15 protein-coding genes are annotated in these 16,937 nt (G+C 68.3%); 2 read left to right on the top strand and 13 right to left on the bottom strand.

The genetic code is table 11. The features are described 5' to 3' along the window. Positions 1–44: 44 nt before the first annotated feature. The 13 genes from cas6 to NFW30_RS02000 form a co-directional block, all read right to left on the bottom strand. Positions 45–1,058: a CRISPR system precrRNA processing endoribonuclease RAMP protein Cas6 gene (cas6, locus tag NFW30_RS02060; RefSeq protein ID WP_295350695.1), complete on the bottom strand. Its 1,014-nt coding sequence runs from the start codon at positions 1,056–1,058 to the stop codon at positions 45–47. 5 nt (positions 1,059–1,063) lie between these two features. Continuing rightward, positions 1,064–2,701, bottom strand: coding sequence for an RAMP superfamily CRISPR-associated protein (locus tag NFW30_RS02055; protein WP_295350692.1), 1,638 nt, complete (start codon positions 2,699–2,701; stop codon positions 1,064–1,066). Beyond that, positions 2,698–3,651: an RAMP superfamily CRISPR-associated protein gene (locus NFW30_RS02050; protein WP_295350690.1), complete on the bottom strand. Its 954-nt coding sequence runs from the start codon at positions 3,649–3,651 to the stop codon at positions 2,698–2,700. Before NFW30_RS02050 ends, NFW30_RS02055 begins: the two co-directional genes overlap by 4 nt. A 3-nt stretch (positions 3,652–3,654) precedes the next feature. After that, positions 3,655–4,365, bottom strand: a complete 711-nt coding sequence (gene csm3 / locus NFW30_RS02045) for a type III-A CRISPR-associated RAMP protein Csm3 (protein WP_295350687.1) — start codon at positions 4,363–4,365, stop codon at positions 3,655–3,657. A gap of 20 nt (positions 4,366–4,385) precedes the next feature. Then, positions 4,386–4,769: a type III-A CRISPR-associated protein Csm2 gene (csm2, locus tag NFW30_RS02040; protein WP_295350685.1), complete on the bottom strand. Its 384-nt coding sequence runs from the start codon at positions 4,767–4,769 to the stop codon at positions 4,386–4,388. Positions 4,770–4,848: 79 nt separating this feature from the next. Next, positions 4,849–7,488 (bottom strand): type III-A CRISPR-associated protein Cas10/Csm1, encoded by a 2,640-nt coding sequence (gene cas10 / locus NFW30_RS02035; RefSeq protein ID WP_295350682.1) that lies wholly within the window; start codon positions 7,486–7,488, stop codon positions 4,849–4,851. A 14-nt stretch (positions 7,489–7,502) separates the two neighbouring features. Then, the gene (csx2, locus tag NFW30_RS02030; RefSeq protein ID WP_295350679.1) at positions 7,503–8,672 is read right to left on the bottom strand and encodes a TIGR02221 family CRISPR-associated protein; all 1,170 of its coding nucleotides are present in this window, start codon (positions 8,670–8,672) and stop codon (positions 7,503–7,505) included. Then, positions 8,669–9,877 (bottom strand): CRISPR-associated ring nuclease Csm6, encoded by a 1,209-nt coding sequence (csm6, locus tag NFW30_RS02025; RefSeq protein ID WP_295350676.1) that lies wholly within the window; start codon positions 9,875–9,877, stop codon positions 8,669–8,671. Before csm6 ends, csx2 begins: the two co-directional genes overlap by 4 nt. A gap of 204 nt (positions 9,878–10,081) precedes the next feature. Beyond that, positions 10,082–12,034: a malonate decarboxylase subunit alpha gene (locus tag NFW30_RS02020; protein WP_295350673.1), complete on the bottom strand. Its 1,953-nt coding sequence runs from the start codon at positions 12,032–12,034 to the stop codon at positions 10,082–10,084. Between the two features lie 394 nt (positions 12,035–12,428). Continuing rightward, positions 12,429–13,052, bottom strand: a complete 624-nt coding sequence (locus tag NFW30_RS02015; protein WP_363322052.1) for a rhodanese-like domain-containing protein — start codon at positions 13,050–13,052, stop codon at positions 12,429–12,431. Between the two features lie 131 nt (positions 13,053–13,183). Continuing rightward, complete coding sequence (locus tag NFW30_RS02010) at positions 13,184–13,612, bottom strand: hypothetical protein (protein ID WP_295350670.1); 429 nt, start codon at positions 13,610–13,612, stop codon at positions 13,184–13,186. A 165-nt stretch (positions 13,613–13,777) separates the two neighbouring features. Further along, complete coding sequence (locus tag NFW30_RS02005; protein WP_295350667.1) at positions 13,778–14,044, bottom strand: hypothetical protein; 267 nt, start codon at positions 14,042–14,044, stop codon at positions 13,778–13,780. 337 nt (positions 14,045–14,381) lie between these two features. Then, positions 14,382–14,576 (bottom strand): hypothetical protein, encoded by a 195-nt coding sequence (locus NFW30_RS02000; RefSeq protein ID WP_295350664.1) that lies wholly within the window; start codon positions 14,574–14,576, stop codon positions 14,382–14,384. A 352-nt stretch (positions 14,577–14,928) separates the two neighbouring features. On the opposite strand from NFW30_RS02000, the gene NFW30_RS01995 reads away from it, so the two are divergent. Both NFW30_RS01995 and NFW30_RS01990 read left to right on the top strand, forming a co-directional pair. Further along, positions 14,929–16,293: a cbb3-type cytochrome c oxidase subunit I gene (locus tag NFW30_RS01995; protein WP_295350662.1), complete on the top strand. Its 1,365-nt coding sequence runs from the start codon at positions 14,929–14,931 to the stop codon at positions 16,291–16,293. Next, on the top strand, positions 16,290–16,871 hold the full coding sequence (locus NFW30_RS01990; protein WP_295350658.1) for a TlpA disulfide reductase family protein: 582 nt from the start codon (positions 16,290–16,292) through the stop codon (positions 16,869–16,871). The genes NFW30_RS01995 and NFW30_RS01990 overlap by 4 nt, the downstream gene beginning before the upstream one ends. The last annotated feature ends 66 nt before the right edge of the window (positions 16,872–16,937 follow it).

Raw genomic sequence — 16,937 nt, 5'->3', positions numbered from 1 at the left:
GTCTTAATCCCTTTGATTTCAGGGCTGGCTACTGACCCCGGTGGTCAGTTTACATCATTCCTTTCAAGGAGTTGGAGCGTCCGTTCGCAGGAGTCGCCGACGGCGGTGGAGATGTCTCGGCCCAGGGAGGGCAGTAGTGTGTATCGACCCAGGCCGAAAGTGGTCTCCTTGCCGACGTGTAGCCATTGTCCCAGGCGAAGCAGGGGTGCGAAGGAGGCGAGGGGTCCCCGCAGCCGCCAGGATCCGACCACTCCACCGAGGCGCATTTCGCACTGCTGGCGCGAGGAGTATCGCTTCCAGTCCAGCCAGGAGAGATCGCGCTCGTCGCGGACTCGCTCTGCGGCGTCGGACAGTGCGGCAAAGTCGTCGATCAAGGGGCCGTCGGCGTGAAACTCGGCGAGCAGGTTTGCCCGTCGGGCGAGTGCCAGCAGCAAGGTTCGCGGCTGCAGACGGTCTGGGGGCAGGGCACGGCCGTTGTGTTGCAGCCGCAGGGGCGTCAGCAGATGGAGTGTGACGTCGCTGAGTTCGGAGTCTCCAGCGGCGCGCAGGGGAACCGCCGCTGCGTGTACGGCTACCGCGCCGACCTCGGGGCGGTAGACTTCGCTGTCACCGCCTTCATCGCAGTGAACGACACGCATCAGTTCGGCGGTTCCGTCGCCGCCGCCGACACCGCGAGCGAGCGCACGTTGCCAGGCCAGGATGATCAGCGGCAGTTCCCGCAGCGCCCGGCCGATCAGCACCTGGTGGAAGCTGAACGTTTCGCCGGGCGGCAGCAGCCGTGCGCCCCGGGCGGGGGGCTCGATCACCTGCGGCACGGGGATCTGGCTGAACGCCTGCAGGGCGTGGGTCGCTGGCGGCACGGGCGCAAAGATCGCCGGATAAGGGCATCCTCCGGTCAGTGGGCAGCCGCTGCACTCCTTCGCGCGCGTCATGCAGGCGACCTGTCGCAGGGCATGGCCGAAGGCGCCGCGCAACATCGAGCCGGCATAGTCCGGCAGGCGGATCGGCCGCACGGTGTGGAACTCGAAACGGTAACGGGCGACGGGAAAGCGGTCCATGGCATTCATCCGTTGCGCAGCGCGGCTAGCCGCAGCTTCTTCCGCTCTTCCCTGAGGTCAATCCGGACCACCTTCGGCAGCCATTCCTCGATGGCGTCGGCAGCGGCAAGGCGCTCGTCGGAAGGCCACTCGGCGGCGTCGCGTGCCAGCGCCCTGGCCTCGCCGTGGAACCTGCCGTTCGGGTTTTCCTTGTTGCCCCTCAGTTGCCCGGCACGGGCGGCGAAGTCATCGCGGAACTGCTGGACGCGGCGGCAGTTCGGGCCCATGGCGGCGAGTTCGCGCTCGCGCCTCTGCCTTGCTTCGGCTGCGGCACGCGCGGCGGCATCGTCGGCATGTCTTCTTTCGCTGGCGGCGGCTTCGGCCCGGGCCCGCTCCGCAAGCATGGCTTCCAGGCGCGACAGACGATCCCGGTGTGCTTCGCACAACGGGCGGCTGCGTTGCGCGAGTTTCTGGCGCAGGGCATCGGCCAGGTGGCGGTGGCGATCGTCGCTGCCATCGATCCAGAGCCAGCCGAAAGGCAGGAGTTCTCTGTCGGCAGCCCCGCCGGGGCGGGCATAACGCTTTTCCGTCGGCAGCGGCCGGAAATCGGAAGTCTGCTTGCCGCTGATGCGCGGACCGAGGATCTTGATCGAGCGCATGCCGTCGAGGGTGACCGATTCGGCTCCGGAGTGGCGGCCGACGCGCAGCAGGAAGCCCTGGCGTGCTTCGATCAGCCCGGCCAGCTCTTCGTCGAGAAGCTGCCGCATCAGCTTGAGCCAGCCGCTGTCGAGCTGCCGGCCAAGAACGGGATGGCCGAGTTCGGCTTCGAGCTGCGGTCGATAGAAGTCGTTGCAGGCGTCGCACAGATCGTTCCACAGGATCGTGCTGCCCGGGCCGAAGCGGACTTCGCCGCAGAAGGCGGCCGGCAGCGCATCGGGAATCGTCTCGAGGAAGACCTGCAACTCGGGTGGGGAACGCTCTCCCGCCCGTGGCTCGCGCTTCTTCTTGCTGATGGCGTACAGGACGCGTGTCGGCGGCGGTGTGCAATCGTCCTCGGGGTGGGCGTCGGCGAGCGCCAGCAGGCGGAAGGGATCGTTCTGGAACTGGTTTCTCCGATAGCCCAGGAGGCGTTGCTCCATGCCGCGCGCGTTCGGCGGCTTTCCGGCCTTCTCGGCGGCGCTCGCATCGCGCCCGCCATTGATTCGGTTGAGGCAGGCGGTGCGGATGCTGCCCTTGAGCGAGGTGGCCGGCAGGTAGGGACTGTTGTCGAGCGGCCGGAAAGCGGTTCGCGCGATCGGGAAGAGGTTGTAGGTGGCTTCCCCGTCGCGTCCCCGCTGTGTCGGACGCCCCGCCTTGTCGCGGTACTCCTGTTCGAGGGCCGGGACGATGGCCACCTGATGCCGTGCGAGTCCCGCAAGGCGCGCCGCCGCATCGCGGAAGAAGCGCTGCATGGCGCCGATCGGCTCGCGCTGCCCGGCCAGTGCGGCCAGACGCTGGCGCTCGCTGTCGGTCAGTGCCGCCACCAGGTCGGTTGGGTCGAGGGTGTGCAGCAGCCCCTCATGGATGACGAAGCTGCTCGGCTCATAGACCTCGCCACAGCCGACGTGGATCGGCGACAGCGTCGAGATGGCGAGCGGCCGGATGGTGCTGCGCTGCGGGCTCATGTTGCGGTCTCCAGGTCGATGGCTGCGACCGGGGCGTAGCCTTGATGGACCGTGGCGGGCTCTGCCTTCGACAGGCTGCCGTCGCCGCCGAGGCCCTGCCCGACGAAGGGCCGCCGCTCGAACGGGCCAGCCGGTGTCAGTACCGCACCGGACGCGGCCAGCAGCAGGGGGGTCTTGAACGGGTTGCGGGCCAGTGCGAGGGTGTTGCCGTGACGGCCAAAGCGGGTGAGGACGCGCCAGTAGCTGTCGCTGCCCCGAAAGCCCTGTCCTTGTGGCGCGCAGGGAGCGAGGGTCCAGTAGGCGCCGGCCCGGGTCGGCTCGGCGAAGGCGGCGCGGGCGATGCTCTCGACGGTGAACTTGCCGAGGCCGACGCTGGCGTCACGGCCGAAGCCCATACTGCCGAGCGCTGCCAGTAGGCGGCCGGCTTCGGCTGCGGGCAGGCGGTCGTCATCGAGGACGAGGTAGAGGTCGATGCGCTGTCCGGCCGCGTGCCGCGACTGCGCCATCGTGTAGGGGGCGAAGGCGCCTTCGCCCGTGCTGCCGGTGCGGCGATCGATGGTGTTGTGGCTGCGGTTCTCGTCTCTTGGCGACCGCCCGTAGGCCTGTTCGTCGTCGACCGCGGCAGCGAGCTGCTTCGCCAGCGGCCTGCCGGTGTCATCGGCGCGCAGCCAGCGTTGCCGCTTCGCCGCCTTGCGTTGCCGCGGGTCGTCGATCTGCGGCGCGAAGTGCTGGGGCAGCGTCGGCCGGGGCAGGAAGCCGCACGGAAACCCGTCGGAGACGACCAGCCAGGGGAAGCCCCGGGTGTAGCCGTCGAGCCGCCGGCGGAGTTCGGCTTCGCCGGCCGCCTCGCGCAGCGTCCAGCACATCTGGCCGAACAGCGTGTCACCGGCGAGCGGCGTACCCAGCGGGGTGTGCAGCGCCAGGGTGGCGCGGTGGAGCGAGTGCGGCATCGCTCAGGCGCCCTGCGGGAAGGGCTGGATGGCGTCGAACTCGGCCTGCATCGAATGACCGTCCACAGCCAGACCCGCCAGCGCCACCTTGCCGTAGCCGCGTGAGCCGGAGCCGCCGAGGCTGTCCAGCACGAGCAGCCTGAGGCCACGCAGAAGGAGCGGCAGCAGATTCTCGCCGTCGATCACTTTCAGTGACAGGCGGAAATCGAACTCGGCGCCGGCGATCACGCGCTCGGTGAAGCGGGGGTTTTCCGCAACGCCGGCGATGCGGTTGATCGAGTTCTCGCTTTTCGCCTCGGTGCTCAGCAGGTTGCGCGCTCGCGCCCGGTCGAGCCATGCGGCGTTCAGGGCGCAGTCCCAGAACGCGGCACGCGTCGGCCCGATCTCGCTGACCAGGTTGTCGACGTGGCCGCCCGGCGCGCCGCCGAACAGGCGCAGCAGATCGCGCGCCTCCGGACGGTCGGCCCTGGCCAGATGCTGGAACGAGAAGGGGTGCCCATTGGCCGGGCTGACGAGACCGAGCTGCCACTCGAGCAGCGAGCGGATCTTGCCCTTGATCGACGAACCGGGGATGTAGGGCTGGCCGTCGAGGGCGTTCCTGACCACCGGGTTGTCGGTGCCGCCGATCCGCATTTCGCCATCACCGGCGCCAATGTGCAGACCCGTGCGGAGCACGAGTGTGGCTGTCAACTGCCTGATCTGCGTGAGCTGCATCGTGGGGTCTCCTTTGTCGGTCAGGGGCGCAGCGCCTTGAGGAAGCCGAGAACGGCTTCGAAGTGCAACCGGAAGTGGTGCAGCGCCCGGGCGTTGGTGGTGGTCGCGACGCAGCGGCGGAACCAGCCGACGAACTCCTCATCGACGAGTTGGCGGCCTTGGGCGTAAGCGACCTTGGCGTTGAGCATCCTGATGAAGGCGAGGTGCTGCGCGAATTTCTCCTCGTCGCCGTCGATCCGCTCCTGCCAGCCGACCAGTTCGTCGTAGAAACGCCGGATCTGGGTCGGTCTGTTGGCTTGGCCGGCGGCCTGGTTGAGACGGTTGGCGACCGCTTCCGCCCGCATGTTGAACAGTTCGGCGTCCGGCGGGCAGGTGGCGAGGTCGATTTCGTTCAAGTTCATCATCAATGGATCTCCTGGGCGTATGGTGCGCGAAAAGGGCTGCGTTGTCTGCTTCGGCAAGCTTGCGCGGTTGGCGTGGCGCCTATTGGCGCTGGCGGTAGAGCAGGACCGAGAGCGGCAGGCGGTAGGCGCCGCCGTGGCTGCCGAGTGCGCTGCCGATTTCCCCTATGGCGTCGAGCAGCAGGCGCTCCCGGCATGCGCGGGCGGCTTCGTCGCCCCGGACGCGATCACGGAAGAAGCGTGCCAGCTGGTAGTGCAGTTGCGAGCGCCAGATGGCATCCTCGGGATGCCGGCTGCCGGCGCGGTCCGAGAGCTGCAGCAGGGTGTAGGTGAGGCCGCCGGAAAAGGCGGCGCCGTGGTTTCCGGTACGCTCCATCAGCGCTTCGAGCGCGCGCCGGCGCGGCCCCATCAGGCTCTGCCAGTCGGCCCAGCCGACCGTGTGTTGCCAGAGGGTTGCGGCGTTCTTGCCGGGATGCTCCTTGGCTGCTGCGAGCGCTGCTTCGGCGCTGCGCGCGAGCTGCCGTACCGGCGTCTTCGGGTGCGCCATGCAGAGCCCGGCCGAGAAGCTGATGGCGGGATTGCCGACGTAGGCCGAGAATTTTCCGCGCAGTTCCGTCGCCAGCGCGAGTGTCGATTCCCAGGGCCCGATCAGGAAGAAGTCGTCGCCGCCGGCGAAGACCGTGTAGGTGTTGCGGTAGCGGGCGACCTGCCGCCCGTCGAGCCCGTGCTCGCAGAACCAGGGTAGCCAGAGCGAAAAGAAGCCGTTGACCTGACGCGACAGCGAAGCCATCTTGGCGAAGGTCGGTCGCTCCAGACCCTGCTGGAACAGGCTGCCGAGGTTGTCGATGTCGCCCTTGAGGACCATCAGGGCAATCTCTCCCTGCCAGCCCCCGCCGCCATCTTGCTGGCGATCCTCGCAGGCGATCAGGTTGAGCGTCTTGACTGCCGCGATGGCAGGCGCTTCCGCTTCGCCCTGCCAGCGGCCGTAGCGGTCCGGTGTGCGCAGGTCGCCGGCATCGAAGCGCGGGACGTAGCTGTTGAGGAATCGGCGGGCATGACCGCGCCAGATCGTGCCGTCTGCCTCCGGCGCATCGAAATCCCAGATGCGCAGAACGCTGCCGTTGCGTGCCAGTTCGCCATAACTGCCCGATTCCTCGGCGCCGGGGACGATCGCCAGGTGGTAGCCGAAGTAGTCGAGACCGAGGACCGGCAGCGTGCCGGCGTCGCGCGCGACGAGCAGGCGGGCGTGCCGGGTGAGTTCCTCGCCGATGCGGATCTGGTCGTCGGCCAGCCGCGACAGCGAATAGCCCCGTCGCGCCGATGCTTCGCGATCGGCAGGGTGGCGGCCGTTGATGGCGCAGACACCGAGGGTGTTGTCGAAGCGGTCGAGAAAGCCGTCGAAGGCGCAACTGGTGTTCTCGGCGCAAAGGTCGAAGCGCTGGTGCTTGGCGGTATCGAGGGCTGCGAACAGTCGCCGTGTCAGCGCGCCGAAACGGCCGGCGGCAAAATCGTTGCACGACGCCGGCGTGCTCACCAGGCCGACGCCGATCTCGGCGCAGGTGTGCCGCAGGCACCAGTCGTCGAGCTGCTGCCGGCAGCGGGCGAGGGCGGCGTGCGTGCCGGGAGTGTTGGCTGCGACGATCAGGAACTTGCCGGCGGCGTTGATGATCTGCGAGGTCGGCGGCAGTTCGAGGGCGTCGAGGATCTTCAGCGCGGCGCATTCGGCGAACAGCGAGACCTGGAAGGAGCGACCGCGCAGCAGCTTGTGCGCGTGTTTCTGGGTGGCGCCGCCGGCGGCGAAGATGAAGTCCTGGATGCCGAAGACGTCGCCCTGAACGAGCAGGAACTTCTCGTCGGACCAGCCTTCACGCAGGGTGCGCGGATCGCACCGGTCTTCGTCGCGGTGCCAGCGCCACAGTGCCGTCGCGAGGGCGGCGGTCGCCTTGCTGTGATCGTAGAGGGAGACCTCGGGCTTGACACCAAAGGCCGTTGCCGACGGGATGGCGTGCGTCGTCGTCAGCCACAGGCTGTCGAAGTGGTCGAGCCAGAGCGGCAGCGACGCGAGGTGCGCGCGCGGAATCAGCCGCAGGCCGGCAAGCAGTGCCTGCCACAGGGCCAGGTATTCGCTGCGCGCGCTGGCGTCGTCGCGCGGCGTGCACGCGCTGGCGGGTTGCGGAAAGATGCTCGCCGGCGCGAGCGGTTGCAGCGGGTAGCGCGAGTCGAGTTCGCCTTCGGCGACCCGGCCGCGGCCGATCTGCTCGAACAGGGTCAGCAGGCGCGCGCGGTAATGGTTGTCGCGCTCCCTGTTGCGGTTGTACTGGCGCTCGAACTCGTCGCGCTCGAAGCCGGACGCGACGCGGTCGGCGGTGGCGACGATCCATTGCAGGAAGCTTTCCGGGCGGTGGTGCGCACTGGCGGCGTTGACGGCGGAGTCGGTCGCGTGCCCGTCGGCGGCGGTGGCAAACGGTGGCGCGTCGCGTCGCAGATCCGGGAAATGGCCGGTCGCTTCGAGTTCGTCCCAGGCGAGTGCGGTGAAGGCGGCATGGACATGGCTGTGGTAGCCATGGCGAGGATTTCCCGTCTCCTGCTGCCAGGGGCAGTACAGCGTGCGGTGGGCATCGAGGCGGCCATGGTGCTCGATGCCGGCGCGTTCGGCGAGCTTGCCGACGTCGTGCAGGAGGGCAGCCAGCGCGATGCGGGCGGATTGTTCGAGGAGCGTCATCCTGTCTTCTCTGCTCAGGGTTTGAAGAGTTCGTTGCGCAGTGCGCCCAGCTTCGAGCGCAGGCACTTTTCGTCGTCGAGGGTGCGCATGTCTTCTTCGGCGCGTGGCCGGACACCATGCGCCAGCGCATTGCGCAGGTACTCGAGCCGCCGCGCGGCTGGCATCGTCTTACGCGCCTGCTGGTAGGCTTCGCTGCGGCGGTCGAAGTCGTTTGCGTCGAAGCTGTGTTCGTTGCACGCCCGGGTGACGATGGCTTCGTAGGTGAAGGTGGCGGCACGCAGGTAATCGCGCCGCTCGCGGTAGGCGTCGGCGAGCGCGAGTTCCCAGTCTTCGCGCCGGCCGCGGCGAAACCAGTCGATCCGCTTCGTGAGCGTGTCGCCGAAAAGACGGGCCAGCGGGCCGCGGTGGGCTTCCACAGCGGCGAAGACGCTGGTCAGCGTCTCACGGGCGCGTACCGGGTTGCTCGTTCGCTCGAAGTAGGCGGCACGCGCCAGCAGGTCGGCCTGTCCCTGGCTCATCCCGTCTGCGGCAAGGAGCGGTGCGAAGACGCCGTAGTCGCCATCCTTCTCGTAGGTCGCCAGTGCCTCGACCCAGTCGAGCATCGCCAGCAAGCCGCCGAGGCGCAGGACCGGCGTCTCTCCTTCACCGGTCGTCATTTCGAGGGCCCCGTAATACAGTTCCTCGACCTTGACGCCGACGACGCGCTGCAGGTAGCGCGCGGCGACCAGGGCGAGCATCGGCAGGTGACGGAAGCCGTGCGTGACGTCTAGGCTCAGCCGCTCGCCAGGCTGGACGCTGCCTGCCAGTGCGTGCAGGATTTCGGACTGTTCGGCAGCGTCGCGGGCATAGGGGATCAGCAGGCAGTCTACCGGGATGCCCAGGCGCTGTTCGAGATGCCGGCGTGGCAGTTCGAGAAGCCCTTGGTCGACGGTGCCCGCCGCGGTGGCTTCGATGAGGTGCAGTACCGCTTCGTCGTCGAAGCCCTGACGCTCGAAGAAGACGTCCCACATGCTGCCGGCTGTGCCGACGAGGACGAGACGCGCCGGCCGGAGGTGCTCTCTGAGCGCGAGGCCGAAGAAGGCCGCGGTACGCGCGGACCCGTCAGCGAAGCGGTAGGTTGCGCTGCGGTAGCCGGTCTGCGGGTCGAGGCGGCCCTTGCCGAGAAAGCTGATGAGGGTGGTCATCGGTGTGTCTCCTGGAGCGGTGGCAGGTGTTCGGGAACGGTCGGCAAGGGTTGCCCGTGCGGCGCCACGGCATCGACGGCAACATAGGATATCGCCGACTGCGGCAGGTCGAGCCGGTAGCGGCGTGGCCGGCTGCCACCGTCGCTGATCAGGTAAGGCGCTGCGGCGGCGGCGAGTTCACGCTGCAGGAGCCGGCGAAGCTTCGACAGATGGGTCGAGAAGTAGCCGCCATCCATGCCGTTCTTCAGGGCTCGCTGGGTATCGTCGCGCTCGCCCACAAGGCCGTCGATCCAGCGCAGTTCGACCAGGTAGCGCTGCTTCCATTCGCTGCTCGGCGCTTCCTTCGGTGGTGCTTGCAGGGGTTCCTCGCCGTGCAGCACACGCCGTGCAAAGACGCTGAGCAGCGCCAGTTCGGCCCGCGGGACGGCGAAGACCTTGCCGGCGGCGCGCACGCGGCGCGAAGCGAGGTCGAGTTTCAGTTCGGGTGGCGCCAGCGCCTGCCGGGCGGCCTCGACCGTCTGGTTGTAGCTGGCGTGACCGGTCAGCAGCGCTTCCGGCAAGCCGTGCCGCAGGCTCACGAAGGGCAGCTCGGCAAGGGTGATCAGCGCCTTCGCGGTGTCGACGAGACGGCCGCCAGGCAGTTCGAGGACGCGGCTGAAGGGCGTCGGGTAGTAGAAGCCGCCGCTCGATTCGAAGGGCTCGGAGACGAGGACGTGTGACAGCCTGTCCTGCGGCCGGCCGTAGAGTGACAGCGCGTAGCCGAGGAAGAAGCCCATCGTCTTCCGCCCGCCGGCGATCGATACGTGCAGCGCGCAGTCCGGGTCGGCGGTGAAGGCGCGAACGAGTTCGGTGATGCCGTCGGCGGCGTGGCGATTGTCGTCGGGCGACCGGATGTCCTCGAGGGCACCGCCATCGCCGTCCCGGAGGACATGGACGGTGTCGGCGGCGAAGCGGATCGGCGGCAGTTCGTAATCGTGGCAGAGCTGATGGAACCAGCCGGGGTCATCCGAGAGCAGCGCCAAGCGCGCTTTCTCCGCGCCGCTGCGGGTGGTGATGAGGTGAATCTCGGTCGGGACGAAAGGTGTTCCTTCCGCGCCGACGGTCAGTGCATACAGGGTCTCGGTGACGATCTGCGGCGACAGGCCGGTGACGGCAAGGAGGACGCGGCGGGGGTAATCGCCTGGAGGTTCGCTGACGTTGCTCATTCTTGTGGGCTCCGCGTTGGTATGCCGCGAATTGTCGTCATTGTTGCCGACGAGCCGGGTAACGGCAAGCTTGCGGTGCCCGCCGGGTGGCTCAGATGCGGTACTGACGAGCGCCGTGCCGGTCGTGCCGATCAGTGATCGCTGCCGCGGCTGTTCGCGGTGGCAACGCTGGCCGTTGGCTGGCGCGGCCGACGGCCAGTGGCCTCAGCCGCCGCGCCCGTTCTCGCCGCCGCGCCCGGCGAGGTAGGCCTGTGCTTCCTCGCGGCGCTCGAAGACGTGCGGGGCGATGCTGCGCGCCGAGAAGGCCTCGCCGAGCTTGGCGCGCAGGAAGGCGCTGGTGGCGTAGCGGGTGATCTGGCTGAAGTAGTTGGCGAGGAAGTAGCGGTCCATTTCGGCGTAGGCGTCGTACATGTCCTGGTTGATGCGGAAGCGGTCGTAGTTGATGATGACGCCGACGCGCTTGCCGGCGGCCCGGCAGCGCAGTTCGCAGATGTCCCAGATTGCCTGCACGTCCTCGAGGACGCGCACGTACATGCCCTCGAAGTTGAGGAAGAGGATGTTGCGCTCGGCGTCGTAGGTGACGCGCTCGGGCATCGACAGGTTGAGCAGTTCGGCCTCGAGGCCCATCGGGTTGTTGTTGAAGATGCGCGCGTCCATCTCGGCGTAGTCGCCGATGATCGGTTCGAAGTCCATGTGCGGCAGGATGTCGCGCCCGACGTCGATGCCGGGAGCGACCTCGATCAGCGCCAGTCCGCGCCGCACGCGCCGGAAGACGCAGCGTTCGGTGACGTAGTAGACGGGTTTGCCGCGATCGTAGGCGTACTGGCCGTTGAAGGTGATCTGCTCGACCTGCCGCACGAACTTGCGCTGTTGGCCCTCCTGCAGGATGCGCAGCCTGCCGTCGACGACATCGACCTTGAGGCCCTTGCCGGTGAAGGTGCCGACGAAGACGACGAGGCGGGCGTTCTGGCTGATGTTGATGAAGCCGCCGGCGCCGGTCAGGCGGCCGCCGTAGCGGCTGACGTCGACGTTGCCGGCGGCGTCGCACTCGGCCATGCCGAGGCAGGCCATGTCGAGGCCGCCGCCGTCGTAGAAGTCGAACTGCTGGTTCTCGTCGATCACCGCATCCATGTTCACGCCGGTACCGAAGTTGCCGCCGCTCGACGGGATGCCGCCGATCAGTCCGGATTCGACGGTCAGCGTCAGCAGGTGGGCGATGCGCTCCTCGTTGGCGATCGCGGCGACGCCCTCCGGCATGCCGACGCCGAGGTTGATGATGCCGTTCGGCGGCAGCTCGAAGGCGGCGCGGCGGGCAATGATCTTGCGCTCGGTCAGCGGGGTGGAGACGATGCTCGCCGCCGGCACGCGGAACTCGCCGGCGTAGGCGGCGCTGTACGGCGTCGCCAGGGTCTGCATGTGCTGCGCCGGTTCGGCGATGACGACGCAGTCGACGAGGATGCCGGGGATCTTGACCTGGCGCGGCGGCAGGCCGTTGCGTTCGGCGATCCGTTCGACCTGCGCGATGACGATGCCGTTGCTGTTCTTGGCCGCCATCGCCATCGCCAGGTTGTTGAGCGTGAGCGCCTCTCGCTCCATGGTGATGTTGCCGAAGGTGTCGGCAGTGGTGCCACGGACGAAGGCGACGTTGACCCTGCCCACCTTGTAGAACAGCCATTCCTCGTCGTCGACCTCGACCAGCTTGACGATGTCGCGCGTCGTGGCGTCATTGATCCGGCCGCCGCCGTAACGCGGATCGACGAAGGTGTGCAGGCCGACCTTGGAGAACGATCCGGGCTTGCCGGCGGCGAGATCGCGGAAGAGCTGGCAGATGATTCCCTGCGGCAGGTTGTAGGCCTGGATGCGGTTGTCGAGCGCGAGCCGAGCGACTTTCGGCATGCGCCCCCAGTGGCCGGCAACGACGCGCCGCAGCAGTCCCTCGTGGCCGAGGTGGTTGAGCCCGAGCGTCTGGCCATCACCCTGGCCGGCGGCGGCGAAAAGCGTCAGGTTCTTCGGGCTGCCGCTGGCGAGGAAACGGCGTTCGAGCGCCGACAGCAGGGCTTCGGCGAAGCCGGTCTGGACGAAGCCGGTACTGGCCAGGGTGTCGCCGTCGCGGATCAGGGCGATCGCTTCGTCGGCGGTGACGATCTTGCTGCGCATGCTGTCCTCCTTGGCATCGGACCGCGGGCGGGTGCCGCGGCCCCGGCTGCCGGACACGTCGAGTGTACACCCATTGCCGGCGCACTGCTGCACGCGGCCTTCCGCCTGCTCGCCCGGAAGGCCCGTGCGCTGCCGATGGCACGCACCGCGACGCCGCGCGCAAGGCCGCGCCGCGCGTCGTCATCGACGGCGAGCGCGCGATCGACACGGCGGGCGGGAATCGCTCCGTTGCGCGGACGCTGGTCCTGATCGCCAGGGCGGCGGTCCACGGCGGCAGGGCTCTGACCCGCCCGGTGATGCCCATGGCGGCCCCGGGCGAAGCCCGGCGGAAGCGGCCGGCCCGACCTGGCGGCAAGAGGTCGTCAGCGACCCGGGAAGCTTTGGCCGCGTCACCCTACAGGGGGCCGACCTCGACCGGCAGCTGCGGATCGGCGCTCCACTCCGACCAGCAACCGTCGTAGAGACGCGCACGTTCGTAGCCGAGCAGCTTCAGCGCGAGGAGCCCGCAGGCTCCGGCATGACCGCGACCGCAATAGGTGATGACCTCGCGGTCCGGCGTCACGCCGGCATCGCGATACAGGTCAGCCAGGGTATCTCGTGCGGCGAAAGTCAGGGAGCGGCCGCTGGCGAGCAAACGCTCGCGCTCCGCGGCAGTGACTCTGGCGAGCGTGGGGTCGATGTTGGCCAGGTACGGAACGTTTCGCGCGCCGGGGATGTGGCCCGCTCGTTGTCCCCACAAGTGGCGCTCGCCACTGCCGCGGTACAGTTCGGGAGTCAGGCAGTCGACGATGACGGTTCCGGATTGCCCGATCGCAGCGACCACGTCTTCCTTCGATGCCAGCCATTCCGGGCGAACGTGTGGCGTGAAGGTTGCGGGTTCGACGAGCGGAATGTCGGTGGACATGGCGCGTTGCTCGGCCTGCCACTGACGCAAACCCCCATCGAGGACACACGCTCGATCATGGCCGTAGTAGGACAGGGCCCACCACAGGCGCGCCGATCCGAGCGGAAAGCCCATGTTGTCGTAAGCGACGACCAGGGTATCGTCGCAGTGGATACGAGTGGGGATGATGGATCCGCATCGGTCCGCATCAATCCCTCCTCACCGGGATCCGCCCGAGACCTCCAGCGTTGCGCGCGAGGCGCCGGTCAGGCGGCATTCGTGAAGCGCACACGTGGCGTCCAGCTGCGCGACCGTCGTGCCAGGCGTCCGGCAACGTTCTCGCTGCCGAAGCTGGTACCGACGCGCCGGAACAGGGCTGGATCCACTCCGTTCATCGCATTGACACTCACCACCGCATGAGTTGCACCGTCGATCTCCGATGTCGCGAGCGGTACGACACCGCAGCGCGCGCAGACATGAAACCTGGCTGTCTTCGTTCCGAACTCGTACTGCTGGTGATACCTGGCGTCGCGAACGGTCACCTCCAGGCTCCCGCCCGGACTGGATGTCCAGACACCACCGTGCTTGACGCAGAAGCTGCAGTCGCAGGCGCGAGCAGGAATCTCGCCCGGGTTGCCACCCCAGTCCAGCCTGAAGGCGATGTTCCCGCAATGACAACTACCGTCGATGAGCATGGGTTCTCCTCGGTTGGCGATCGTACCGCTTGACGAACAGCGTTCCTCTGCCGTGCCACGGGCGTCCGGCCCTGCCGCTCGCGCATCCGCGGCAGACACACCGCGTTGGACTGAAGCGCCTGGACGCCGGTACTCACTGGGATTGTAAGCGTCCCGCGCCGCGGGTCAAGCCCGGGCCGAGCCCGGACGAGCCCGGACGGTCTTGATCGCATCCTGTCCGTCGACCACCGCCATGCGGACTGGCGGCAGATCCTGACGGACAAGGTCATGGAGCAGTTGGCTTGGCTCTCCGGCGGCAACGTGCGTCGCTTCTTGAACCTGCTGCGCATCGGCGCCCGCAAGGCGGTGCTCAGCAGGAGCACCCTCCCGATCGACGATCCCGACGCCCAGTCGGTCAGCCAGGCGCTCGACGAAGCCGCCCGCCCGCTGCAATGGCTCACCGCCCGGATCGCCTCTGGTTGTCAAGCTGCACATCGAATGGCAGGAGGGCTTCGGCTTCTACCTTGTCTTCAGCGACGACGATCGCGTCGCGAAGCGTCTGCGCCAGCGCGTCGCGGACGCCACGCGTGTGCGGACCCGGCTGATGCAATGGGGTTCGCCCGACCAGGCCGGCGATTGCGGTCGACGACGTCCTGCATGCCGCTTTTCCGCAAGGCGCAGACAAGCGCTTCAGCGGCTGGCGCGCGCCACTCTGGATCGAGCTGACCGCCGCACCACAGGCCGACGAAGGCAGGGCAAAGCGCGTGCGCCGGGCGCTGCCTGCCGAGGGTCAGAAGGTGCGCGAGCGGAAGGTGGCGAGCAGGTTGATGAGGCTCCAGACGAGGAGCGCCGGTACGCCGGCAACGATCGCCGACTTGACGACAACCAGCGGGAAGTAGGCCTCGTCGAGTGCCGGCAGGCGACCGGCGACGGTGGTGAAGACCGCGACGAAGGCGGCGATGAAGAGGAGGCTCAGGCTTTTCATGATCGGACTTTCGCTTGCAGGAGGAACGCGTCGGGGAACGTCGGAACACGGGCAGTGCGGCGTTCGCGGCTGCCGGCGCGACCCCACCGCGACAATGCGATTGTCGCGATCGCGTTGCCAGCCGAAAGGACATAATTCTCGAAGCGGGCGCGACGGCAAACCGGTGCACGTCCGGGCATGCCTCGGCGGCAGCGGTTGCCGCCGGGTGCGAGAGCGTTCACGGACGAGAGGGCAGCGCCGGCGCTGCCGTGGCCTTTCGGGTGACCGCGGACCTGCCGGACCTGCCGGCCGTGGCTTGGCGATGGTGGCCTGCGCACCGTATACTCTGCGCCTTTTCCCGGCCGAGACAGTGATGGATCAACATGGGGTGGCAGTTCCCGCAGCGACGGTTGCCGTGCCGCTGCCCGTCGCCGGCACACCGGTGGCACTGGCGCGTGCCTGGCTGTGGCTCGGGGTGATGGCGCTGATCGGATCCGGCCTGCTGGCGGTGCTGCTGGTGCTCTCGCGGACGCCGGGGATCCAGGATGTCTTCCCGCTCAAGGACCTCTTTCGCGCCGCGCTGGTGGTGCACGTCGATCTGTCGGTGGCCGTCTGGTTCATGGCTTTCGCCGTCGTCATCTGGTCGGCGCTCGGTCGGCCGGGGCTGGCGTGGCTCGGCTGGAGCGGTTTCGCGCTGGCGGCGCTGGGCACCGCGCTGATGACGGTGTCGCCCTTCTTTCCCGGCGCGCAACCGGTTCTCAACAACTACATCCCGGTGCTCGAGCAGCCGCTGTTCTTTGCCTCGCTGTGGATTTTCGGCGCCGGGACGACGCTGGCCGTCGTGCGTGCGCTGCTCACATCCTGGCCGCGGCCGTTCCTCGTCGACCCGCTGCGTCTCGGCTCCTTCCTGGGCGCGCTGGCGGCGCTGCTCTCGCTGGCGGCGTTCTTCGTCTCGTGGTGGCTGGTGCCGTGGGTCGAGGGGCAGATCTACTACGAGGTGATCTTCTGGGGTGGCGGACATACGCTGCAGTTCCAGCATTCGCTATTGATGATCGTTGCCTGGTTGTGGATCGCCGCTGCGCTCGGCACGCCGGCGCCGGTCGCGCCGCGTGCGCAGTCGCTGATGTTCGTCGTCGCGGCGCTGCCGCTGCTCGCCGTGGTCGCCATCTACCTGCTGGTGCCGGTCGGCTCACTGCCGCATGTCGAGTTGTTCGCCAAGCTGATGATCTGGGGCCATCCGTACATGCTGCCGCTGCTGCTCGTCGGCGTGCTGGCGCTTTGGCGCGTGCGCGGCGCGGCAGCCGACCCGGCGAAGTCGGCCTTGGTTTCCTCTTTCGTCCTGTTCGCTCTTGGTGGCGCGCTTGGCTACGCGATCCACGGCGTCAATGTCGTCATCCCGGCGCATTATCACGGATCGACGGTCGGTGTGACGCTGGCTTTCATGGGGCTTGCCTATGTCCTGCTGCCGCTGCTCGGCTTCGCGCGTGCCGAGGGAGCGATGGCCGTCTGGCAGCCCTATGTTTATGGCGCCGGGCAGTTGATCCACGTCCTCGGGCTCGCGTGGTCGGGCGGCTATGGCGTGCAGCGCAAGGTTGCCGGCGCCGACCAGTTCCTGACGACGCTGCCGCAGAAGATCGGCATGGGGATGATGGGGCTCGGCGGATTGATTGCCGTCATCGGCGGGCTGATGTTCGTCCTCGTCTGCCTGAAGGCGATGTCTGGCGGCAAGCGGCGATGAGACGGCAGATTGCACTCGCGCTCGCGCTTGCCGCCGGCGTGGCGACGCTGGCGACGATCGGCTGGCTCGGTCATCGTCTGCTGCGGCCGGCAGAGGTGCCGGGCGCGCTGCCGCCGGGACTGATCGCGGCGGCGACGATGCCGCCGGAGCAGGGGCAGGCGATGGCCGACGCGATCATGGCGTTGACGCTGCCCGATCTCGTCGGCAAGCCGCAGGCGATGGCACAGTGGCGCGGCAAGGTGCTGGTGGTCAATTACTGGGCCAGCTGGTGCGCGCCGTGCATCGAGGAAATGCCGGCCTTCTCGCGGCTGCAGGAGAAGTACGCAGCGCGCGGCGTGCAGTTCGTCGGCATCGGCATCGACGACGCGGAGAAGATGCAGGCCTTCGTCCGCCGGACGCCGGTGGCCTACCCGCTGCTGGTCGGCGACGCGGCCGGCAGCCAGACGCCCGCCCTGCAGGTGCGCGGACTGCCCACCACGGTGGTCATCGACCGCGCCGGGCGGCTCGCGGGCAGCCGCCTCGGGCGGCTCGACGAGGCGACGCTGGAGCCGATCCTGTTGCGGCTGACGCGGGAATGAGCCCGCCGCAAGGTGGCGGTTGCGGCCGACCGTGCGGCGATGGGCAGAGGATGCCGTTGCTCGAAG

This window comes from Accumulibacter sp., assembly GCF_023806635.1.
In the GTDB taxonomy this organism is placed as follows: Bacteria; Pseudomonadota; Gammaproteobacteria; order Burkholderiales; family Rhodocyclaceae; genus Accumulibacter.
Note: the sequence above shows the minus strand (reverse complement) of the source record. Positions and strands in the feature narration are given on the sequence as shown.

Excerpts from the sequence above, each read along its gene's own strand:
- cas6 (WP_295350695.1), bottom strand. The coding sequence starts at position 1,058 with ATGGACCGCTTTCCCGTCGCCCGTTACCGTTTCGAGTTCCACACCGTG.
- NFW30_RS02055 (WP_295350692.1), bottom strand. The coding sequence starts at position 2,701 with ATGAGCCCGCAGCGCAGCACCATCCGGCCGCTCGCCATCTCGACGCTG.
- NFW30_RS02050 (WP_295350690.1), bottom strand. The coding sequence starts at position 3,651 with ATGCCGCACTCGCTCCACCGCGCCACCCTGGCGCTGCACACCCCGCTG.
- csm3 (WP_295350687.1), bottom strand. The coding sequence starts at position 4,365 with ATGCAGCTCACGCAGATCAGGCAGTTGACAGCCACACTCGTGCTCCGC.
- csm2 (WP_295350685.1), bottom strand. The coding sequence starts at position 4,769 with ATGATGAACTTGAACGAAATCGACCTCGCCACCTGCCCGCCGGACGCC.
- cas10 (WP_295350682.1), bottom strand. The coding sequence starts at position 7,488 with ATGACGCTCCTCGAACAATCCGCCCGCATCGCGCTGGCTGCCCTCCTG.
- csx2 (WP_295350679.1), bottom strand. The coding sequence starts at position 8,672 with ATGACCACCCTCATCAGCTTTCTCGGCAAGGGCCGCCTCGACCCGCAG.
- csm6 (WP_295350676.1), bottom strand. The coding sequence starts at position 9,877 with ATGAGCAACGTCAGCGAACCTCCAGGCGATTACCCCCGCCGCGTCCTC.
- NFW30_RS02020 (WP_295350673.1), bottom strand. The coding sequence starts at position 12,034 with ATGCGCAGCAAGATCGTCACCGCCGACGAAGCGATCGCCCTGATCCGC.
- NFW30_RS02015 (WP_363322052.1), bottom strand. The coding sequence starts at position 13,052 with ATGGGCTTTCCGCTCGGATCGGCGCGCCTGTGGTGGGCCCTGTCCTAC.
- NFW30_RS02010 (WP_295350670.1), bottom strand. The coding sequence starts at position 13,612 with ATGCTCATCGACGGTAGTTGTCATTGCGGGAACATCGCCTTCAGGCTG.
- NFW30_RS02000 (WP_295350664.1), bottom strand. The coding sequence starts at position 14,576 with ATGAAAAGCCTGAGCCTCCTCTTCATCGCCGCCTTCGTCGCGGTCTTC.
- NFW30_RS01995 (WP_295350662.1), top strand. The coding sequence starts at position 14,929 with ATGGATCAACATGGGGTGGCAGTTCCCGCAGCGACGGTTGCCGTGCCG.
- NFW30_RS01990 (WP_295350658.1), top strand. The coding sequence starts at position 16,290 with ATGAGACGGCAGATTGCACTCGCGCTCGCGCTTGCCGCCGGCGTGGCG.